The organism is Caulobacter hibisci (assembly GCF_016135805.1).
GTDB classification, from domain to species: domain Bacteria; phylum Pseudomonadota; class Alphaproteobacteria; order Caulobacterales; family Caulobacteraceae; genus Caulobacter; species Caulobacter hibisci.
The window spans coordinates 1-20206 of the sequence record NZ_JADWOX010000010.1; the positions used below are offsets into that span (position 1 = coordinate 1).

Annotated in this window: 19 protein-coding genes and 1 pseudogene; 14 read left to right on the forward strand and 6 right to left on the reverse strand. The window is 69.0% G+C overall.

Features of this window, described 5'->3' with window-relative positions:
* Positions 1 to 66 precede the first annotated feature (66 nt).
* From I4Q42_RS14765 to I4Q42_RS14800, 8 genes are all read left to right on the forward strand, one after another.
* Complete coding sequence (locus I4Q42_RS14765; RefSeq protein WP_198576852.1) at positions 67 to 972, forward strand: LysR family transcriptional regulator; 906 nt, start codon at positions 67 to 69, stop codon at positions 970 to 972.
* 132 nt (positions 973 to 1104) lie between these two features.
* Positions 1105 to 3591 carry a S9 family peptidase gene (locus tag I4Q42_RS14770; RefSeq protein ID WP_198576853.1) on the forward strand — a complete coding sequence of 829 codons (2487 nt, stop codon included), beginning with the start codon at positions 1105 to 1107 and terminating at the stop codon, positions 3589 to 3591.
* Positions 3592 to 3604: 13 nt separating this feature from the next.
* The gene (locus I4Q42_RS14775; RefSeq protein ID WP_198576854.1) at positions 3605 to 4606 is read left to right on the forward strand and encodes a methionine ABC transporter ATP-binding protein; all 1002 of its coding nucleotides are present in this window, start codon (positions 3605 to 3607) and stop codon (positions 4604 to 4606) included.
* A 59-nt stretch (positions 4607 to 4665) separates the two neighbouring features.
* Positions 4666 to 5265: a methionine ABC transporter permease gene (locus tag I4Q42_RS14780; RefSeq protein WP_198577006.1), complete on the forward strand. Its 600-nt coding sequence runs from the start codon at positions 4666 to 4668 to the stop codon at positions 5263 to 5265.
* A gap of 46 nt (positions 5266 to 5311) precedes the next feature.
* Positions 5312 to 5674, forward strand: a complete 363-nt coding sequence (locus I4Q42_RS14785) for a hypothetical protein (RefSeq protein ID WP_198576855.1) — start codon at positions 5312 to 5314, stop codon at positions 5672 to 5674.
* A 238-nt stretch (positions 5675 to 5912) separates the two neighbouring features.
* Positions 5913 to 6716: a MetQ/NlpA family ABC transporter substrate-binding protein gene (locus tag I4Q42_RS14790; protein ID WP_198576856.1), complete on the forward strand. Its 804-nt coding sequence runs from the start codon at positions 5913 to 5915 to the stop codon at positions 6714 to 6716.
* Positions 6717 to 6899: 183 nt separating this feature from the next.
* A complete protein-coding gene (gene radC, locus I4Q42_RS14795) occupies positions 6900 to 7640 on the forward strand; it encodes a RadC family protein (protein WP_198576857.1) in 741 nt (246 codons plus the stop codon).
* Positions 7641 to 7739: 99 nt separating this feature from the next.
* Positions 7740 to 8963: a dipeptidase gene (locus I4Q42_RS14800; RefSeq protein ID WP_198576858.1), complete on the forward strand. Its 1224-nt coding sequence runs from the start codon at positions 7740 to 7742 to the stop codon at positions 8961 to 8963.
* A 131-nt stretch (positions 8964 to 9094) separates the two neighbouring features.
* Here the strand turns inward: I4Q42_RS14800 and msrQ are convergent, their stop codons facing one another.
* Together msrQ and msrP are read right to left on the reverse strand one after the other, a co-directional pair.
* Positions 9095 to 9808, reverse strand: a complete 714-nt coding sequence (gene msrQ, locus I4Q42_RS14805) for a protein-methionine-sulfoxide reductase heme-binding subunit MsrQ (RefSeq protein ID WP_198576859.1) — start codon at positions 9806 to 9808, stop codon at positions 9095 to 9097.
* Positions 9808 to 10743, reverse strand: coding sequence for a protein-methionine-sulfoxide reductase catalytic subunit MsrP (gene msrP, locus I4Q42_RS14810; protein ID WP_198576860.1), 936 nt, complete (start codon positions 10741 to 10743; stop codon positions 9808 to 9810). Before msrP ends, msrQ begins: the two co-directional genes overlap by 1 nt.
* A 213-nt stretch (positions 10744 to 10956) precedes the next feature.
* Between msrP and I4Q42_RS14815 the strand changes: the two genes are divergently transcribed.
* Positions 10957 to 11334: a hypothetical protein gene (locus I4Q42_RS14815; RefSeq protein WP_198576861.1), complete on the forward strand. Its 378-nt coding sequence runs from the start codon at positions 10957 to 10959 to the stop codon at positions 11332 to 11334.
* 21 nt (positions 11335 to 11355) lie between these two features.
* Here the strand turns inward: I4Q42_RS14815 and I4Q42_RS26105 are convergent.
* Positions 11356 to 11463 (reverse strand): annotated as a pseudogene (locus tag I4Q42_RS26105) (hypothetical protein); the annotation flags it as partial.
* Between the two features lie 20 nt (positions 11464 to 11483).
* The gene (locus tag I4Q42_RS14820) at positions 11484 to 14372 is read right to left on the reverse strand and encodes a bifunctional [glutamine synthetase] adenylyltransferase/[glutamine synthetase]-adenylyl-L-tyrosine phosphorylase (protein ID WP_198576862.1); all 2889 of its coding nucleotides are present in this window, start codon (positions 14370 to 14372) and stop codon (positions 11484 to 11486) included.
* Positions 14373 to 14469: 97 nt separating this feature from the next.
* Here I4Q42_RS14820 and I4Q42_RS14825 point away from each other — a divergent pair, with 97 nt between their 5' ends.
* The 3 genes from I4Q42_RS14825 (at position 14470) to I4Q42_RS14835 (ending at position 16372) form a co-directional block, all read left to right on the forward strand.
* Positions 14470 to 14838: a BlaI/MecI/CopY family transcriptional regulator gene (locus I4Q42_RS14825; RefSeq protein ID WP_198576863.1), complete on the forward strand. Its 369-nt coding sequence runs from the start codon at positions 14470 to 14472 to the stop codon at positions 14836 to 14838.
* Positions 14828 to 15736 carry a M56 family metallopeptidase gene (locus tag I4Q42_RS14830; protein ID WP_198576864.1) on the forward strand — a complete coding sequence of 303 codons (909 nt, stop codon included), beginning with the start codon at positions 14828 to 14830 and terminating at the stop codon, positions 15734 to 15736. Before I4Q42_RS14825 ends, I4Q42_RS14830 begins: the two co-directional genes overlap by 11 nt.
* 81 nt (positions 15737 to 15817) lie before the next feature.
* Positions 15818 to 16372: a hypothetical protein gene (locus tag I4Q42_RS14835; protein ID WP_198576865.1), complete on the forward strand. Its 555-nt coding sequence runs from the start codon at positions 15818 to 15820 to the stop codon at positions 16370 to 16372.
* A 46-nt stretch (positions 16373 to 16418) separates the two neighbouring features.
* Here I4Q42_RS14835 and I4Q42_RS14840 read toward each other — a convergent pair whose 3' ends face one another.
* On the reverse strand, positions 16419 to 16571 hold the full coding sequence (locus I4Q42_RS14840) for a hypothetical protein (RefSeq protein ID WP_198576866.1): 153 nt from the start codon (positions 16569 to 16571) through the stop codon (positions 16419 to 16421).
* 103 nt (positions 16572 to 16674) lie between these two features.
* On the reverse strand, positions 16675 to 18096 hold the full coding sequence (locus tag I4Q42_RS14845; RefSeq protein ID WP_198576867.1) for a helix-turn-helix domain-containing protein: 1422 nt from the start codon (positions 18094 to 18096) through the stop codon (positions 16675 to 16677).
* A gap of 158 nt (positions 18097 to 18254) precedes the next feature.
* On the opposite strand from I4Q42_RS14845, the gene I4Q42_RS14850 reads away from it, so the two are divergent.
* Both I4Q42_RS14850 and I4Q42_RS14855 read left to right on the forward strand, forming a co-directional pair.
* Positions 18255 to 19868, forward strand: coding sequence for an isocitrate lyase (locus tag I4Q42_RS14850; RefSeq protein WP_198576868.1), 1614 nt, complete (start codon positions 18255 to 18257; stop codon positions 19866 to 19868).
* A 53-nt stretch (positions 19869 to 19921) separates the two neighbouring features.
* Positions 19922 to 20152, forward strand: coding sequence for a hypothetical protein (locus tag I4Q42_RS14855; protein WP_408611073.1), 231 nt, complete (start codon positions 19922 to 19924; stop codon positions 20150 to 20152).
* The last annotated feature ends 54 nt before the right edge of the window (positions 20153 to 20206 follow it).

Sequence of the window (20206 nt, forward strand, 5' to 3'; positions counted from 1 at the left end):
CGCCCATCTTGAACGATGGGATGAATGAGGTTCTATCGTTCAGTTTTTCGGAATGATTGGACGTTCATGGACAGGCTGCGCGCATTCGAGGTCTTCACGACCGTCGTCGCCAGGGGCGGCTTCGCCAAGGCGGCCGAGGCGCTGGACACCTCGCCGGCCAACGTCACCCGCTATGTCGCCGAACTGGAGGCCCACCTGGGCGCGCGGCTGTTGAACCGCACGTCCCGCCGGCTGTCGCTGACCGAGGCCGGGGAGGCGCTGTACGAACGGGCCCGGGCCATTCTCGACGAGTTCGCCGAAGCCGAGGCCGCTGCCTCGGCCAATGTCGCCGAACCGCGCGGGCGATTGCGGATCAACGCCCCGCTCAGCTTCGGCGTGCTGCACCTGGCCCCGCTGTGGCCGAAATTCATGGCGCTTCACCCGAAGGTCGAGCTGGAGATCAGCCTGTCCGACCGGGTCGTCGATCTGGTGGAGGAGGGTTACGACCTCGCCATCCGCATTTCGAGAGGCGGCTCCCAGGCCCATGTGGCGCGCAAGCTGGCGACCTCGCACAACATCGTCTGCGCCTCGCCCGACTATCTGCGGACCCATGGAACGCCGACGACGCCCGAGGAACTGTCCGCCCATCGGTGCCTGGCCTACAGCTACACGGCCATGGCGGAGGACTGGCGCCTGACCCATGAAGACGGGCGCGAGGCGAGCGTGCGGATGCGGCCGGTGATGTTCTCCAACAACGGCGACACGGCGCGAGCGGCGGCCCTGGCCGGGCAGGGGGTGATCTGGCAGCCAACCTTCCTGATCGGCGAGGACCTGCGCGCGGGCCGGCTGGTGCGACTGCTGCCCGACTGGCGCCTGCCGGACATTGACGTTCTGGCGGTCTATCCCAGCCGGCGGCACCTGAGCGCCAAGGTGCGGCTGATGGTGGATTTCCTGGCCGAGGCGTTCAGGGGCGCGCCACCCTGGGATCGTTGAACGGGCAGGGCCGTGCGCGCATCGCGCGGAGGTCGAAAACGACCGCCGATATCCGGTTTCCACTCGCTTTTTCGTTCACCTGAGCCGTAAGCCCGCCTATTGCTGCCCCTTCCTGAGAGTTCCGGGGGCTTCATGTTCGATATGCGTTTTGGTCGCCGCGCGGCGGCCCTTGCTTCGACCGCCGTGCTGGCGGCTCTGATCGGCGGTGCGTCCGTCGCCTCCGCCGGCGAGGCCTATCGCCTGCCGCCCGCGCCGATCGCCCAGATCCTCGACGCCGCGCCGACGCCGGGCGTCGGTCTCAGCCCTGACCGCAAGACCCTGGCCATCCTGGGCCGCGAGAACCTGCCGCCGATCCGGGCGGTGGCCGATCCGATCCTGCGCCTGGGCGGCTATCGCCTGAACCCGCGCATCAACGGCCCGACCGAGGCCCGCACGACCTGGATGAACAGCCTGTCGTTCGAGGACGTGAAGACCGGCGCGGTGCGCAAGGTCGCCCTGCCGGATGGCGCGCGCTTCATCGAGACCCGCTGGTCGACCAACGGCCAGAGCCTGGCCTTCGTGATGGAGGCCCCCACGGGCCTGGAGCTGTGGGTCGCCGACCTGAAGACGGCCACGGCGCGCAGGCTGACCGGTCCGGTGCTGAACGCCGCCTTCGGGTCGGTCGGCTATGACTGGCTGCCCGACGACAGCGGCCTCTTGGTGCGGCAGATCCCGGCCGGACGCGGCTCCGCGCCGGCCGAGCCGGCGGCGCCGGAAGGCCCGATCGTGCAGCAGGCCGCCGGCCGCACCGCCGCCATCCGCACCTATCAGGACCTGCTGGCCAACGCCCATGACGAGGCCCTGTTCGACCACTACTTCACCAGCCAGCTGACCCGCGTGGCCCTGGCCGACGGCGCGGCGACCCCGGTCGGCGCGCCCGGCGTGATCAGCGGCTTTTCCACCTCGCCCGACGGTCGCTACCTGCTCGAGACGCGGCTGAAGCGTCCCTACAGCTACCTGGTGCCGGCCGGTCGTTTCCCGACCGAGGTGCGGGTGCTGAACGCCGCTGACGGCAAGCTGGTCAAGACCGTGGTCGACCGTCCCCTGGCCGACAACCTGTCGGCCGCCTTCGACGCGGTGGTGGCAGGGCCCCGCAGCGCCCAGTGGCGGGCCGACGCGCCGGCCACCCTGGTCTGGGTCGAGGCCCAGGACGGCGGCGATCCCAAGAAGAAGGTCGCCATCCACGACCGCGTCCTGACCCAGGCCGCGCCGTTCGACGCCGCGCCCGCGACCCTGGTCGACCTCGACCTCCGCTATGCCGGCATCGACTGGGGCCGCGGCGACTTCGCCCTAGTCACCAGCCGCTGGTTCGACAACCGCAAGGAAAAGCGCCTGGCGGTCGATCCGTCCAAGCCCGGCGAGAGCCGCCTGCTGCTGGAGCGCAACTACCAGGACCGCTACGGCGATCCGGGCGACGCGGTCAGCCGCCGCAACGCCCAGGGTGAGGCGGTGCTGCACTTCACGCCGGACGGCAAGGGCGTGTTCGTCACCGGCGACGGGGCCAGCGCCAAGGGCGAGTTCCCGTTCGTGGGCGTGATGAACCTGGCCGACGGCAAGACCGCGCGCATCTGGCAGGCCAAGGCTCCGTACTACGAGACGCCGGTGGCCCTGGCCGACGAGGCCGGCAAGACCCTGATCACCCGCCGCGAGAGCAAGGACGAGGTTCCGAACTACTTCGTCAAACCCCTGAAAGGCGGAAACGGCAAGGCCCTGACGGCCTTCGTCGATCGCGCCCCGCAGTTCGCCGGCGTCACCAAGCAGACCATCACCTACAGCCGCCCCGACGGGGTGAAGCTGTCGGGCGACCTCTACCTGCCGGCCGGCTACGACAAGGCCAAGGACGGCCCGCTGCCGATGCTGATGTGGGCCTATCCGGAAGAGTTCACCGACGCCTCGGTGGCCGGCCAGACGGTGGACGCGGGCAACCGCTTCACCCGGCCGGGCGGCGCCAGCCCGCTGTTCCTGCTGACCCAGGGCTACGCGGTGCTCGACGGTCCGGGCATGCCGATCATCGGCAAGGACGGGGCCGAGCCCAACGACACCTATATCGAGCAGCTGACCGCCGACGCCAAGGCGGCCGTCGACGCGGTGGTGGCGCTGGGCGTGGCCGATCGCGACCGCATCGCCGTGGGCGGCCACAGCTACGGCGCCTTCATGACCGCCAACCTCTTGGCCCACACCGACCTGTTCCGGGCCGGCATCGCCCGCTCGGGCGCCTACAACCGCACCCTGACGCCGTTCGGCTTCCAGTCCGAGCAGCGCACCTACTGGCAGGCGACCGACACCTATACGAAGATGAGCCCCTTCACCTATGTGAAGCAGGTCAACGAGCCGATCCTGCTGATCCACGGCGAGGCGGACGACAATTCCGGCACCTTCCCGATCCAGAGCGAGCGCTTCTACGCCGCGCTGAAGGGGGCGGGCGCGACGGTGCGCTATACGGTGCTGCCCTACGAGGCGCACGGCTATCGCGCCCGGGAGTCGGTGATGCACACCCTGTGGGAGATGACCGACTGGATGGACCGCTACGTCAAGAACGCCCCGCCGCGCGCCGCCGCGCCGGCGGCCGCCGCAAAGTAAGGACCCGCCGCCGGTGATCCGCTTCGACTCCGTCTCCAAGACCTATCCCGCCGCCCGCGGCGCGACGGGTCATGCCGCCTTGCGCGAGGCTTCGCTCGAGGTCGCGCAGGGCGAGGTGTTCGGGGTCATCGGCGCCTCGGGGGCGGGCAAGTCGACCCTGATCCGGCTGATCAACGGCCTGGAAACGCCGACCGGCGGCAAGCTGGTGGTCGACGGCGACGACGTTGCCGCGCTCGACGTCGCCGGGCTTCGCGCCCTGCGCCGGCGGGTGGGGATGATTTTCCAGCACTTCAACCTGCTGTCGTCCAAGACCGTCGAGCAGAACGTCGCCTTCCCGCTGAAGCTTGCGGGCTGGGAGCCGGCGCGGATCAAGACGCGGACGGCTGAACTCTTGGCGCGGGTGGGGCTGACCGACCAGGCGGCCAAGTATCCGGCCCAGCTGTCGGGCGGCCAGAAGCAGCGGGTCGGCATCGCCCGGGCCCTGGCGACGGGGCCGAAGATCCTGCTCTGCGACGAGGCCACCAGCGCACTCGATCCCGAGACCACCGAGCAGATCCTGGCCCTGATCTCCGACCTCAATCGCGAACTGGGCCTGACCATCGTGCTGATCACCCACGAGATGGACGTGGTGCGCCGCGTCTGCGACCGGGTGGCGGTGCTGGAGGCCGGCCGCGTGGTCGAGGAAGGTCCGGTGGAGGAGGTGTTCCTGCACCCGGCCAGCGGCACGGCCCGCCGCTTCGTGGGCGAGGCCGAGGAGGTCTCCGAGATCGCCCTGCCGGCCGGCGTGCTGGTGCGGCTGACCTTCAAGGGCGAGGCCACCTATAAGCCCGTGCTGGGCGCGGTAGCCCGCGAGACTGGCGTCGACTATTCGATCCTCGGCGGCCGTATCCACAAGCTGCGCGATGCTCCGTACGGCCAGCTGACTCTGGCCCTGACCGGCGGCGACATCGAGGCCGCCATCACCCGCTTCGAGGCCGCCGGCGTGTGGGTGGATCGTCTGGAGGACGCCCGGTGAGCCTGTTCGCCAACATCGACTGGACGGATATCGGTCTGGCCAGCCTCGACACCCTGACCATGCTCGGCGGTTCGATGGCCCTGACCGTGATCCTGGGCCTGCCGTTGGGCGTGATCCTGTTCCTGACCGGCAAGGGCCAGATGCTGGAGCACAAGGCCGGGCACACGGCGCTGGGCCTGCTGGTCAACATCCTGCGCTCGGTGCCGTTCGTGATCCTGCTGATCGTGATGATCCCGCTGACCGTGCTGCTGGTCGGCACCTCGCTGGGCGTGGCCGGGGCCATCCCGCCGCTGGTGGTGGGAGCCGCGCCGTTCTACGCCCGCCTGGTCGAGACCGCCCTGCGCGAGGTCGACAAGGGCGTGGTCGAGGCCAGCTTCGCCCTGGGCGCCACCCGCCGGCAGGTGGTGCTGGGCGCGCTGCTGCCCGAAGCCATGCCCGGCATCATCGCCGGGGGCACGGTGACGGCCATCGCGCTGGTCTCCTACACCGCCATGGCCGGGGTGGTCGGGGCCGGGGGCCTCGGAGACCTGGCCATCCGCTTCGGCTACCAGCGCTTCCAGACCGACGTCATGGTGGTGACCGTGGTGCTGCTGCTGATCCTGGTGCAGGTGCTGCAGATGGTCGGCGACGTGGTGGTGCGGCGGGTTTCGCATCGTTGATCGGGCGGGCGTTGCGAGCGCAAAGCCGCCGTCCTAGAACCCGCTCATGAGCGACGACATCATCCTTCCCGCCCCGCCGCCCGAGCACTGGGACGCCGCCCTGGCCGAGACCCTGCCGGGCAAGACCATCCTGGTGGGCCTGACCTTCCTCGACGCCGACGGCGAGATCGAGGAAGTCGAACAGTTCCACGGCGTCATCCTGTCGGCCGAGCTCGACGAGGGCATCCTGGTCGACCTGCTGGGCGAGGAGGACGACGGCGACACCTATCTGCTGCCGCCCCAGACCTCGAACATCCAGGCCGCCCAGCCGGGGACCTACACCCTGGCCAATGGCGAGGTGCTGGAGAACCCCGACTTCGTGTCGAACTGGACGATCCAGGGCCCGGAAGATCCGGCCAACGAGGCTTAAGGCGACGGTCCGTTCTCTTCTTGGGAGTCATCGCCCGACTTGTTCGGGCGACCCAAGCCGACTTGGCCATGTCCTGACGCGCCGCTTGGGTCGCCCGCATGAAGCGGGCGATGACTTCTGGATGGGGGAGGCGTGGCCCGGCCCACCGCCCTCTTCCCCGCCCCAGGAAAACTGATTCCGCCCCGGCGGCGTTTTCGCGCAATACCCATCCGGAATTATCGACTTACCGGAGCCGTTCATGGTCGCCCGCCGCGCCGCCCTCCTCAGCCTCGCCGCCTTCGCCCTGCTGGCCGCCTGCAGCCGCCAGCCCGCGCCGTCGGCCGCCGATACCCTGGTGGTTGGCGCCACCGCCGTGCCGCACGCCGAGGTGCTGGAGTTCATCAAGCCGAAGCTGGCGGTCGAAGGCCTGAAGATCGACGTCAAGGTGTTCAACGACTACGTCCAGCCCAACACCCAGCTGGCCGAGAAGCATCTGGACGTGAACTACTTCCAGACCGGTCCCTATCTCGACACCGTCAACGCCGACCACGGCTGGGGCCTGGTCAAGGTGGCCGGCGTGCACATCGAGCCGCTGGGCGCCTATTCCTCGAAGATCAAGGCGATCGCCGACCTGCCGGCCGGCGCGACCGTGGCCATCCCCAACGAGCCCAGCAACGGCGGCCGCGCCCTGCTGCTGCTGGCCCGCAACGGCCTGATCACCCTGAAGGACCTGAGCAATCCCGTCTCGACCCTGAAGGACATCACCGCCAACCCCAAGAACCTGAAGTTCAAGGAGCTGGAATCGGCGACCCTGCCGCGGGTGCTGAATCAGGTCGATCTGGCGGTGATCAACACCAACTACGCCCTCGACGCCAAGCTCGACCCGTCCAAGGACGCCCTGCTGATCGAGGACAAGACTAGCCCCTATGTGAACTTCCTGGTCAGCCGGCCGGACAACGCGACCGATCCCCGCGTGCTCAAGCTGGCCAAGGCCCTGACCTCGCCCGAGGTGAAGGCGTTCCTGGCGGAGAAGTACAAGGGCGCGGTGGTTCCGGCGTTCTGATCGGGGAGCTCCCTTTCCACGCATCCCTTCCAGAAGTCATCGCCCGGCTTGTCCGGGCGACCCAAGCCGAGGCGGCAACGCCGCTTGGGTCACCCGCATGAAGCGGGTGATGACATCTTGAGGGAACCACTCTCGACAACTCCAGATTGCTAAGCTCTAATCCCGCTCTCGCAGAGGGGCGCGATGGTCAGCGGCAAGTCCTTGAAGGTGTCGGAGGCCGCGCCGCGCGCGCCCAAGGCGCCGGCGGCAGCGCCGTCGCACCAGAGCGGCCATCGCGAGCGCCTGCGCGAGCGGGCCAGGGCCGGCGGTCTCGCCGCTCTGCCCGACTACGAACTGCTCGAGCTCTATCTCTTCCGCAGCCTGCCGCGCGGCGACGTCAAACCCTTGGCGAAAGCGCTGCTGGCCCGGTTCGGCTCGTTCGCGGGCGTGATCGGGGCCAGCGTCGAGGAGCTGAAGATCGTCTCCGGCGTGGGCGAGGCCGCCGCCGTCGAGCTGAAGATTCTGCACGAGGCCACCTTGCGCGCCGGCCGCGAAACCATCGCCAAACGGCCGGTGATCTCGTCGTGGACGGCGCTGCTGGGCTATGTGCGGGTGGCCCTGGCCAACGAGTCCCGCGAGCAGTTCCGGGTGCTGTTCCTCGACAAGAAGAACCAGCTGATCGCCGACGAGGTGATGAACCACGGCACGGTCGACCACGCCCCGGTCTATCCGCGCGAGGTGATGCGCCGGGCGCTGGAGCTGGCCAGCTCCAACGTCATTCTGCTCCACAATCACCCCAGTGGAGATCCCACCCCTTCGCGGCCGGACATCGAGATGACCAAGCAGATCATCGCCGCCGGCAAGGCGTTGGGCATCGTCGTCCACGACCACCTGGTGGTCGGCCGCGAGGGCGTGGCCAGCTTCAAGGCGCTGGGGCTGATCTGACGCTCACCCTCCAAAAGTGGGCGCGGAGAAAATCTAATATCCTTGACGCGGGGCGCGGCGCCGCAGAGCTTGACCGGATCAGCTGTTCCGGAGTGTTCCATGCGTCGTCTGCTGTCAGTCCTGCTCGCCTCGACCGCCCTGCTGGGCGCTTCCGCCCAAGCCGCCGACGCGCCAGTCTCGAAGGCTGATAAGGCCCTGCACGAGCGCATCCTGACCCTGGACACCCACCTCGACACGCCCGAGCACTTCTCGCGGCCCGGCTGGAGCATGACCGACCGCCACACGGTGGGGCAGGACTTCACCCAGGTGGACCTGCCGCGGATGAACGACGGGGGCCTCGATGGCGGGTTCTTCGTGATCTACACCGGCCAGGGCGACCTGACCGCCGAGGGCTATCGCTACGCCCGCGACTTCGCCCTGACCCGGGCCACCGAGATCCGCGAGATGGTGGCCGCCCACAGCGACAAGTTCGAGCTGGCCTACACGCCGGAGGACGCGGTCCGCATCAACAAGGCCGGCAAGAAGTTCGCTTTCCAGAGCATCGAGAACAGCTGGCCGATCGGCGAAGACCTGACCCTGCTGCAGACCTTCTACAAGGCCGGCGTGCGGATGGCCGGGCCGGTGCACTTCCGCAACAACCAGTTCGCCGACAGCTCGACCGACCCCAAGGGCAAGATCTGGAACGGCTTCTCGCCGCTGGGCCTGCGCTGGCTGGCCGAGGCCAATCGCCTGGGGATCCTGATCGACGTCAGCCATGCCTCTGACGACGTGGTCGACCAGGCCGTGGCCCTGTCGAAGGTTCCGATCATCGCCTCGCACTCGGGCGCCAAGGCCGTCTTCGACCACCCGCGCAATCTCGACGACGCCCACATCAAGCGCATCGCCGACAGCGGCGGGGCGATCTGCATCAACTCGGTCTATCTGAAGGCGGCTCCGGCCAGCCCAGAGCGCAAGGCCGCCCTGGAAGCGCTGGGCAGGCCGCCGGCCGACGAGGTCGCCACCCAGGCCGACGTCGTCGCCTACGCCAGGAAGCGCGGGGAGCTCGACAAGCAGTACCCGCCGATCCGCGCCAACTTTGACATCTTCATGGACAGCATGACCCACGTGCTGAAGATCGGCGGCCCGAAAGCCGTCTGCGTCGGCGCCGACTGGGACGGCGGCGGCGGCGTCGAGGGCCTGGAGGACGTGGCCGACCTGCCCAAGATCACCGCGCGGCTGAAGGCGGCGGGGTATAGCGACGCCGACATTGAGGCGATCTGGAGCGGCAATGTGCTGCGGCTGCTGGGCCAGGCGCAGGCGTTCGCGAAGACGGCGGGGAAGTAGGTTCAAGAAAAGCCCTCCCCCTTGATGGGGGAGGGTTGGGTGGGGGTGGCTGCAGCGGTCAGTCGTGGTGCGGCGGAGCGGTGGGTGGTCACCCCCATCCCCGACCCTTCCCCCATCAAGGGGGAAGGGAGCTAGCGCGTCGCAAAACGCCTCCAAACCCGCCACCCCAGCAGCACCGCCAGGATCGCGCCGTAGACCAGCGGCGGCCGGTGGTCGGCCTTCACCAGCAGGTAGTAGTGGGCCACCCCTAGCGGCACGATGACATAGATCAGCCAGTGCAGCCGGCTCCAGGCCGCGCGGCCCATGCGGATCACCCAGCCGTTGGTCGAGGTCACCGCCAGCGGGATCAGCAGCACGAACGCCGCCATCCCCAGGGTGATGAACGGCCGCTTGAGGATGTCCTTCACCAGCTGGCCGACGTCGAAATAGAGGTCGACGCCGATGTAGCTGAAGAGGTGCAGCGTCACGTAGGCGAAGGCGAACAGGCCGATCGTGCGGCGAAAGCGGACCAGGCGCGGCTTCTTCAGGATCATCGCCGCAGGCGTGATCGCCAGGCCGACCAGCAGCAGCCGCAGGCCCCAGACGCCCAGTTGGCGGATCAGGGCCTCGATCGGATTGGCGCCCAGGTCGCCGGTGAAGGCGCGGAAGGCCAGCCAGACCAGCGGCGCGGCGCAGGCCAGCCAGACGGCGGCGTAGACGAGGTTGTCGCGGGTTTTCGAGGGCCTCCGCGCAGACCCCCTCCGGCCCTCCGGGCCACCTCCCCCAGAGGGGAAGGATTTGGTCGGCGCGGATGATGCTCCCCCTCTGGGGGAGCTGTCGCGGAGCGACTGAGGGGGCTGAGCCATCAGTAGAACTTCTTCAGATCCATGCCGCGATACAGGTCCGCCACCCATTCCCCATAACCGTTGAACGCCAGCGTCTCGCGCCGCCGGAACTCGCCGATCCTCCGCTCGCTGGCCTGCGACCAGCGGGGGTGGTCCACGGCCGGATTGACGTTGGAATAGAAGCCATATTCGCGCGGGGCCGAGCGGTTCCAGGCGGTCGGCGGCTGGCGGTCGACCAGGCTGATGCGGGTGATCGACTTGATGCTCTTGAAGCCGTACTTCCACGGCACGACCAGCCTCAGCGGCGCGCCGTTCTGGTTGGGCAGGGTCTCGCCGTAGAGGCCGACGGCGATCAGGGCCAGGGGGTGGGTCGCCTCGTCGATGCGCAGGCCCTCGCGATAGGGCCATTGCAGCACGTCCCACTTCTGGCCGGTCATTTCCGAGGGCCGCATCAGGGTCTCGAAGGCGACGAACTTGGCCTTTGATGTGGGTTTGACCGCCGCGATCAGGTCCTTCAACGGAAAGCCGACCCAGGGGATGACCATCGACCAGCCCTCGACGCAGCGCAGGCGATAGATCCGCTCCTCCAGCTTCTGGCCCTTGATCAGCTCGTCGATGTCGAAGGTGCGGGGCGCCTCGCAGGCGCCGTCGACGCGGACGGTCCAGGGACGAGTCTTCAAGCGTCCGGCGTTCTCGGCCGGATCGCTCTTGTCGACGCCGAATTCGTAGAAGTTGTTGTAGCTGGTGATGTCGTCCTTCGGCGTCGGCTTTTCCGGGGTCGAGAAGCCCTTGGTGAAGGCCAGGGGCGCGGCGGCCGCCGCTCCGCCCGATCCCGCCAATCCGAGCCCCGCCAGCCCAAGGCCCGCCGCGCCGGCGATGAACTCGCGCCGCCGCAGATAGAGCCCGCGATCGGTGACGTCGTTCTCGGTCAGGTCGGGACGGTGGCGGATCAGCATCGCGGGGCTCCGGGCTTGGCCTTGAAGATACGTATCGGGCTGGGCGAAGGTTTAAAGGCCGCGGCGCCTTTTTCACGACCGCGTCGCGCGCATTTCCTCATGGTGCAGCTTGAAATAGTTATATTGTGAATGCGCGCACAGATTGTGTTTTGGCCGGGGCGTATCGATCAGGCGTCGCCCAGCGAGGCGATCAACAACCAGAGGAGACACGTGATGGGTTTCTATGGTCCCGAACCTTTCGACACCGCCGAGGCCACCTACGTCTGGACCGGCCTGCGCACCCCGGGCTTCTTCAGCGTCAAGGTCCAGGGCGCGGCGCCGAACTTCACCAGCGGAATCCAGCTGGTCCGCGAGCCCGATTTCGTCGGCGGCCTGGCCGTCAAGGTCATGGGCTGGACCGGCCCCGTGGCCAAGGGCACGACGCCCTACGCGGTGTCGGGCACGTTCAACGGCTTCTACGTGCCCAAGATCCTGATCGTGGGCGCCAACAAGAGCCTGCTGATCGACGTGAAGGAGATCCCCTTCACCACCGACGAGGCCTATGTCGCGCAACTGACGGCCGCGGCGAAGGAGCCCGAGCCGGCGTACTGAGTTCCTAGCTGAATAAGGTCGTCATCCCGGGCGTAGGACCGCGAAGCGGGCCGTAGACCCGGGACCCAGGGGCCACTGCAATGCGGCTGCTTCTGGGTCCCGGCTCTCCGCTGCGCTGCGGCCGGGATGACGACGAATTTTGGTTTGCGCTAAGCCTTCACCACGGTCTCGAACGCCGCCCGCGCCTCGGCCTTGGCCTTCAGCAGCTTGGCCTTCAGCGAGCGGAACTGGCTCACATGCCCCGCCCGCGCCAGCAGCGCCCGGAAGGCCTTGGGTTCGGCCTCCGGATCGCCGCCGTCCTCCAGCGCCACCTTGATCAGCTGCGACAGGTCCTGCTCCAGCCGCCAGGCCGACAGGGCCGCGGTTAGGGACGCCTTGTCGCCCAGGCCCGCGGCGATCAGGGCCGACAGGGCCTCGCCGGTGTTCTGGGCCAGGGGGGCGCCGTCAGGGCCGTGAGCCAGTTGCAGGAACTGGGCGATGAACTCGATGTCGACCAGGCCGCCGGGTTCGAGCTTGAGATCCCACGGCCCCTTGCCCGGCCGCTCGCGCTCCATCAGTTCGCGCATCTCCAGCACGTCGGCGGCGGTCTTGGCGACGTCGCGGGGGCGGCGCAGGGCGGCCTCGATGGCGCCCTCGGCCCGCGCCTGGAAGGCCGGCGAACTGGCCCAGATCACCCGGGCGCGGGTCAGGGCCAAGAGCTCCCAGGTCTCGGACTCGCGCTCGTAATAGTCCTCGAAGGCGGCGAAGCTGACGGCCACCGGCCCCTTGCTGCCCGAGGGGCGCAGTTTCAGATCCACCTCGTAGAGCGTGCCCTCGGCGGTCGGGGCCGACAGGGCCGAGGCCAGGCGCTGGGTGAAGCGGGCGTAGAAGACGTCGGCGCTCCAGCCTTTGATCTCAGACGCGCCGGCCGGATCGTCGGCGGCATAGAGCGTCATCAGGTCGAGGTCGGACTTGGCGGTCATCTCGCGCGAGCCGGCCTTGCCCAGGGCCACGACCGCCACCTGTCCCGGGAAGGCGCCGCCCAGCCGCTCGACCTCGGCCAGGGCCGCGGGGGCGAGGCCGCCGACGATCAGGTCGCCGAGGTCGGCGAAGGCCCGGCCCACGTCGCGGGCGTCGGCCGTGCCGCTCATCACCCGCACGCCGATGCGGAACGACTGGTCGCGGAACAGGCGCCGGGCCGCGTCCATCGACGGCTCGAACTCGGAAGGATCCCAGGGAATCTCATCCGGCATCTCCATAGGACCGAAGAAGGCCGGGTCCAGCAGGGCGTCCAGCGCCGTCGGCCGGCGGGCCAGGGTGGTCGCCAGGCGCGGGGCGAAGGCCATGACCTGCACCACCAGCTCGAACAGCCGCGGCTGGGCCAGGAACAGCGACTGGATCTGCACGCCCGAGCTCAGCGACGAGAAGAAGTCGCCGAACCGGTTGAAGGCCGCGTCCGGCGCGCCGGTGGCGTTGGCCGCGTCGAGCAGGCGAGGGGCCAGGCGCGTGAACAGCTCGCGGCTGCGCTCGGTGCGGGTGGCGGCGATGTGGCCGTGGTGCCAGCCGCGGATGGTGGCGGCCACCCGCTCGGGCGACGAGAAGCCCATGCGCTTCAGCGTCGCCAGGGTCTCCGGATCGTCCTCGACGCCGGTGAAGACGAGGCTGCCGAACCGCGACGACAGCTCCTCCTCGCCCTTGAACAGGGCGCCGTAGCGCTGGTTGACGCCCTTCAGCATCTTGCCGACGGCGGAGTCGAAGCTGCGCAGGTTGCCGTGGTTCCACAGGGCGGCGACCTTCTTCCGGTCGGCGTCGGACTCCGGCAGCTTGTGGGTCTGGTCGTCGGCGATCATCTGGGCCCGGTGCTCCAGGGCCCGCAGGTCGTGATAGGCGGCGGTCAGATAGGCGCAGTCGTCAGGGGTGACGTGGCCGGCGTCGCGCAGAGCGGCCAGGGCGTCCAGGGTGCGCGGGCTGCGCAGGTCCGGATGGCGGCCGCCGAGGATCAACTGCTGGGTCTGGACGAAGAACTCGATCTCGCGGATGCCGCCGCGCCCCAGCTTCAGGTCCGCGCCCTTGGCCTCCAGCCGCTCGTCCACCTTGTAGGCGTGGATCTGGCGCTTGATCGAGTGGATGTCGGCGATGGCGGCGAAGTCGAGATTGCGCCGCCAGATGAAGGGCTGAAGCTCTTCGAGGAACGCCTCGCCGCGCGCCAGGTCGCCGGCCGCGATCCGGGCCTTGATGTGGGCCGCCCGCTCCCAGTTCTGGCCGACGCTCTCGTAGTAATCGAGGGCCGCCTCGATCGGCATGGCCGGCGGGGTCGAGCTGGGGTCGGGACGCAGGCGCAGGTCGATGCGGAAGACGTAGCCGTCGGCGGTGCGCTCGGCCAGCATCCGACCCAGGTGCTGGGTCAGGCGCACGGCCACGCCCTGCGGCTCGGTTCCGTCGCTCACCGGCAGGGCCTCGGGCGCGTAGAAGATCGAAAAGTCGATGTCGCTGGAATAGTTCAGCTCGAAGGCGCCGTGCTTGCCCATGGCGATGCAGAACAGGCCCGGATTCGGGCCGTCGGCGCCGTCTCCGACATGGGTCAGGGCGCCGCGCGCCACCTCGACCCGGGCGGCCTGGGCCAGGGCGGCGTGCAGCGAGGCGTCGGCAAAGCGGGTGAGGGCGCCGGTCACCGCGTCGAGGTCCCACACCCCGCCCAGGTCGCAGAGGGCGGTCAGCAGGTGCAGGTCGGCCTTCAGGTCGCGCAGGATCCGGCGGGCGGTCTCGAAGTCGGGCTCGGCGGCGACGGCCTCGGCGGCCGCCAGGATCTGCGACAGGCGGGCTTGCGGATCGCTGTCCAGGATCGTCGGCAGGCGCGCGCCGTCGCGACGGGCGAGGCCCGCGAGGTAGGGGCTGGCGGCGAACACCGGGGCCAGGGCCGGCCAGGCGGCGTCGATGCTCGCCATCCGCTCGCCGACCCGGCGGGCGATGCCTTCGTGGGCGCGCTCGGCCGCCTTGTCGTCGATGATCGGGCCGCAGGGGGCGAGGCGTTCGTCGAGGCGAAGGGGGAGGCGAGTCATGGCCGCACTCTTACCCGCTCGTCCCCGTCCGCCAAGCATCGCTTGACGAGGTCATTTACGGGCGTAATCATTCGGTTCAGCAGCGCAGCAGGCCGTCATGAGCATCACCCAAGCCGAAAGCCACGTCATGGAGTCGCTCTGGACCCAGAGCCCCCTGACCGTCGAGGAGATCCTCGAGGCCGTCGCCGCCCCGCAGGGGTGGGGCGAGGCCACGGTCAAGACGCTGATCAACCGCCTGCTCAAGCGCAAGGCCATCGAGTCACGCCGCATCGACGGCCGCGTGCGCTACGTGCCGATCGTCAGCCGCGCGGAGTATCTGCAAAGCGAGAGCCAGGGCCTGCTCGATCGGCTGTTCGACGGTCGGCTCACCCCGCTGGTCGCCCATTTCGCCAAGCACCGCTCGCTGTCGCCCGACGAGGTCAAGCAGCTGAAGCAGCTGATCGCGGAGCTGGACGATGCTGGTTGAACTGCTGGCCCTGACCCTGCTGCGCGTGCAGTTCGCCGCCGCCGCCGGCGTGCTGCTGGTCCTGGTGCTGCGCGTTCCGGTGCGCCGCCTGGTCGGTCCCGAGGCGGTCTACAAGCTGTGGCGCCTGGCGCCGATCGCGGCCCTGGTCAGCATCTTCCCCAGCCTGTCGGAAGCCCTGAAGGCGGGCGCGGCGGCCCAGCCGCCCGAACGGCTGCTGGCGGTGTCCCTGCTGACGGTGTGGATCGTCGGCGTTGTCGGCCTGGCCGGCTTCATCGCCCTGGCCGAGCGGGCCTTTCGGATCCGCGCCCGCGCCGGCCTGGAAGGGCCGGCGGTCATGGGCGTGTTCTGTCCGCGCCTGGTCATTCCGCACGACTTCGACCAGCGTTTCGACGCGGCCGAACGCGACCTCGTCCTGGCCCACGAGCGCGCCCACATGCGGCGCGGCGACCCGCGCGGCAACCTGATCATCACCGCCTGCCAGGTGCTGGGCTGGCTGAACCCGATGGTCCACCTGGGCGCGGCGATCGCCCGCCTGGACCAGGAGATCGCCTGCGACGGCGACGTCGTGGCCCTGCACCCCAAGGCCCGCAAGCGCTATGCCGAGACGCTGATGAAGGCCCATGCCTGCACGGCCGCCTCGCCGCTGGCCTGCGCCTTCGGCCGCCATCCGCTGGTCGCCCGCGTGCGGGTGCTGGCCGCTCCGGGTCCTGTCGCCGCCGAGGGGCTGGCGGTCACCATCGCGGCGCTGACAGCCATGACCGTGCTGGCCGTCTGGAGCCTGGCGCCGCGCGGCCTGGACGTGCCCGCTTTCCGCGTGCCCGGCGGCGAGGCCCGGGTGTTCGTCGACGGCGTCACCCCGCCGCCGCTGAACCGTCACGTCGAGGCGGTGGCGCGGTAGGGGGCATTTAACCGGCCAAGGGTTGAATGAGTTAGAATTACATGCGTAATATTTGCCTGGCTTTCAGGGAGATATCCGCGCATGTCGTTCGTCCTGCCTGTCCCCGACGCTGATGCCGACCGCAACCGCGCCGCCCTGGTCCGGCGCATTCTGGGGACCGGCCTGGCCCTGAGCCTGTTGGCCGCCCTGGCCTATACGATCTTCGACTTCGTCCGCTTCGAGCGGGCCATGGGCGCGCTGCCGCCGGCTAAGGGGACGGCCCTGGAGCCGGCGCGGGCGCAGGCCGCTCAGCGCTGGGCCGTGGTCAAGCCGATCCTGGTCGCGCGGATGAAGCAGTCACGGCCGCTGGAGCTGGGCGGGGTGTGGATGATGCGCACCGGCCGGGTCTGCGGCGTGGTCAACGGCAAGACCAGCTTCGGCGGCTTTACCGGCATGACCCGGTTCTACACCGACGGCGATACGCCGGTGTTCCTCTATGACGACCGCGGCGGCTTTCGCCAGACCTGGCATCAGTGCGATCGCGACCGTTGGGCGGTGATCCATCCGGGCTCGGACGAGACGGGCTTCTGCGCCACCAAGTTCGGGGCGACGCGCTGCCGGATCGTGCGGGTGCAGGCGAGAACGATGCCGCGGTAGGGGAGGTCAAGCCGGCGAACCGAACTTCCAGTCGGGGGCAGCGCGGCTAAATCCCGTCTGCGAAACCTGCGATGACCCCTTGGGCGAAGCCGATCCCAAACTCGCCCGCCAGGCGCGCGGCCACGATCGCGACGATCACCAGCACCGTCATCTTGAGCGGCTTGTCTTCGAAGCGGGAAAGCAGGGCTCTCAGCGACACCACCGAACTCCTTCGTTTCAGGACGGAACGATAGAGAACCGCATGTCCGCTTTCCACTCATAGTTGAAAATACTTCGTCTGCTGCAAGGGCGGGCGCTTGGCTTCACCGCGCGAACGGGAACGGCGTCACCGACTTGGTGGCCTCTTCCACCAGCAGCGTCCGGTTGATCGGCGCGGCCGCGCGCTGCGGGCAGGCGGGGCGTTCGCAGATGCGGCAGGAGGGGCCGATCTCGACGGTGACTGGGGCGGCGATGTCGAGGCCGCGGGCGTAGACCAGCTTGCTGGCGTATTTCAGCTCGCAGCCCAGGCCGATGACCAGTTCGTCCTCCAAGCCGGCTTGAAGCCCCGACACCCGCCGCACGGTGCGCGACAGGGTGAAGTAGCGGGCGGCGTCGGGGGTCTCGATTACCTGGGTGACGATGCGGCCGGGGGTCTTGAAGCTGTCGTGGACGTTCCAGCGCGGGCAGGCGCCGCCGAAGCGCGAGAACGGGAAGGGGCCGGCGGCGAAGCGCTTGGAGATGTTCCCCGCCGCGTCCAACCGCATCATGAAGAACGGAATCCCCCGGGCGCCGGGCCGGCTGAGCGTGGTCAGGCGCTGGGCGGCCTGCTCGTAGCTGACCCCGAACCGCGAGCGGGCCCGCTCGATGTCGTAGCCGCCGGCCTCCATGGCCGCGTGGAACGGCTCGTAGGGCATCATGATCGCGGCGGCGAGGTAGTTGTCGAGGAACACCTTCAACAGCTGGCGCGTGGCCCGGTCGGGGGCGGCGAAGCGGTCGGCCAGGCGCGTGAGGGCCTCGGGCGCCTCCATCAGGCCGAGCTGGTAGCACATGGCGAAGATGCGGCTGGCCGGGGCCAGGGTCTCCGACACCATCAGCCGCTTGCGGTGGTGGTCGTAGCGGCGCAGCGAGCCGGCCATGACCTCGACCGGCATGACCCGCACCTGGATGCCGAACCGGTCCAGCAGGCGCTCGCGCACGGCGGGGCCGAGGTCCTGCGGGTCGGCGTCGAGGGCGGCGACGATGGCCTCGGCCGCCGTCTCCAGCTCGGCGAAGTGGTTGCGCTGCGAGCCGACCAGGTCGCGGACCCAGTCGGTGGGCGAGGACGACACGGCGGGCGTTCCGTCCGGCCGCTCGAAGGCGCCCAGGTCGATCATCCGGCCGCGATCGAGATAGGCGCGGTAGAGGCGGGCCACGGCCTCGGCCAGAGCCGGCGACAGCTCGGCCACCTCGGCGGCCTCGTGCCGGCCGATGCCGAGGTCGGCGAACATCTTGTCGGCCAGCACCTCTTCCAGCCCCGCCCCGCCGCCGGGATCGTCTGCCGACAGGGTGCGCAGGTCCAGGTCATAGGCTTCCGCCAGCCGCAGCAGCATCTGGGCGGTGACCGGCCGCTGGTTGCGCTCCAGCAGGTTCAGGTAGCTGGGCGAAACGCCCAGTTCCTCGGCCATGCGGGCCTGGGTGACGCCGATGTCGCGCCGCAGCCGCTTCAGCCGGCCGCCGAGGAAGAGCTTTTTGTCAGTCGTGACCATGGATGTCACGTTGTCATGGATTTACAGATTACACAAAGTCAATTCATGACAAATCGTCTTCAATAGGTTCGACCGCATCGCCGCCGCCGCGTTAGCTCCCCAAGACGAAATCACGCCCGCCTCCCACAAGCGGGCCCCGATGGGGAAGTACGACGACCATGCGCAAGACCTACGCCGAGCACCGCCAGGACCTCCTCGCCCGCTATCCGCAAGGGCTGACGCCGGGCGGCGTCGCCATCGACGACATCATCCAGCTGAAGCTGCAGAACACCTATTCGACCCACCTCGACATCGCCCGCGACATGGCCGTGGTCATGCGCGCCGACATGGCCGCCTATGACGCCGACAGCAGCCAGTTCACTCAGTCGCTGGGCTGCTGGTCGGGCTTCCACGCCCAGCAGATGATCAAGTCGGTCAAGCGCCTGCGCGGCACCACCAAGGGCGCCTATGTCTATCTGTCGGGCTGGATGGTCGCCGGTCTTCGCAACCGCTTCGGCCACCTGCCGGACCAGTCGATGCACGAGAAGACCTCGGTCGTCGACCTGATCGAAGAGATCTATGTCTCGCTGCGCCAGGCCGACGAAGTGGCCATCAACGACCTGTTCAAGACCCTGAGCGCGGCCCGCAAGGCCGGCGACCAGGTCGCCGAACAGGCCGCGATCAAGGCCATCGACGGCTTCGAGACCCACGTCGTTCCGATCATCGCCGACATCGACGCCGGCTTCGGCAACGAGAACGCCACCTACCTGCTGGCCAAGGAGATGATCAAGGCCGGCGCCTGCTGCCTGCAGATCGAGAACCAGGTTTCCGACGCCAAGCAGTGCGGCCACCAGGACGGCAAGGTCACCGTGCCGCGCGAGGACTTCATCGAGAAGCTGCGCGCCTGCCGCCTGGCCTTCGAGGAACTGGGCGTCGACGAGGGCGTCATCGTCGCCCGCACCGACAGCCTGGGCGCGGGCCTGACCCAGAAGATCCCCGTCAGCCAGGAACCGGGCGACCTGGCTTCGGACTACATCAAGTGGCTGAAGACCGAGGCGATCACGCCGGAAAACCCGATCCAGCCGGGCGAGCTGGCCCTGTATCGCGACGGCGAGTTCCAGAAGCCGGTGCGCATGCCCAACGGCCTGTTCGCCTTCCAGGACGGCACCGGCCGGGCCCGCGTCATCGAGGACTGCATCGCCTCGCTGACCCAGGGCGGCGCCGACCTGCTGTGGATCGAGACCGACACCCCTAACGTCGACGAGATCGCCGCCATGGTGGCCGAGGTCCGCCAGGCCGTGCCGAACGCCAAGCTGACCTACAACAACTCGCCGTCGTTCAACTGGACGCTCAATCTGCGCAAGCAGGTGCGCGACCAGTGGATCGCCGAGGGCAAGATCCATGCGGACAGCTATCCGGAAGGCGCGGCCCTGATGTCGGCCGACCTGGACGACACCGACCTGGGTCGCGAGACCGACGAGCGCCTGGCGCGCTTCCAGGTCGACATCGCCGCCCGGGCCGGGGTGTTCCACAACCTGATCACCCTGCCGACCTTCCACCTGACCGCCAAGAGCATGGACGAGCTGTCGCGCGGCTACTTCGGCGAAGGCCGCATGCGCGCCTACGTCAACACGGTGCAGCGCGAGGAAATCCGCCGCGGCGTGTCGGCCGTGAAGCACCAGCACGAGGTCGGCTCCGACCTCGGCGACAGCTTCAAGGAAATGGTCGCCGGCGAGCGCGCCCTGAAGGCCGGCGGTCACGCCAACACCATGAACCAGTTCGCCGCCGAATAGCGGCGAGCTTCAAACCCTCCCGTCCCCCAAAGCCCGAACTGAGGAGAAACGTCATGACCAACGTCACGCAATTCGCTCCCGCCGCCATGCCGGATTCGTCGGCCCAGGACCGCGCCGTGGACCGTCTCGCCGAGGCCTCTCACCGCCTCAACGAAGCCGTCCGTCGCGCCATCGAGGCCGGCTATTCGGTCGAGCTGGTGCGCACCTCGCGCCACCACGACGGCTCGGGCAATTGGGGCGACCAGATCGTCCCGACGATCCGCGCCACGGAAAAGAGCGCTTAAAGACGCTCAGGCCAGGGCGGGAGGAGATGCAAGCGCTCCTCCCGCCCGCTCTCT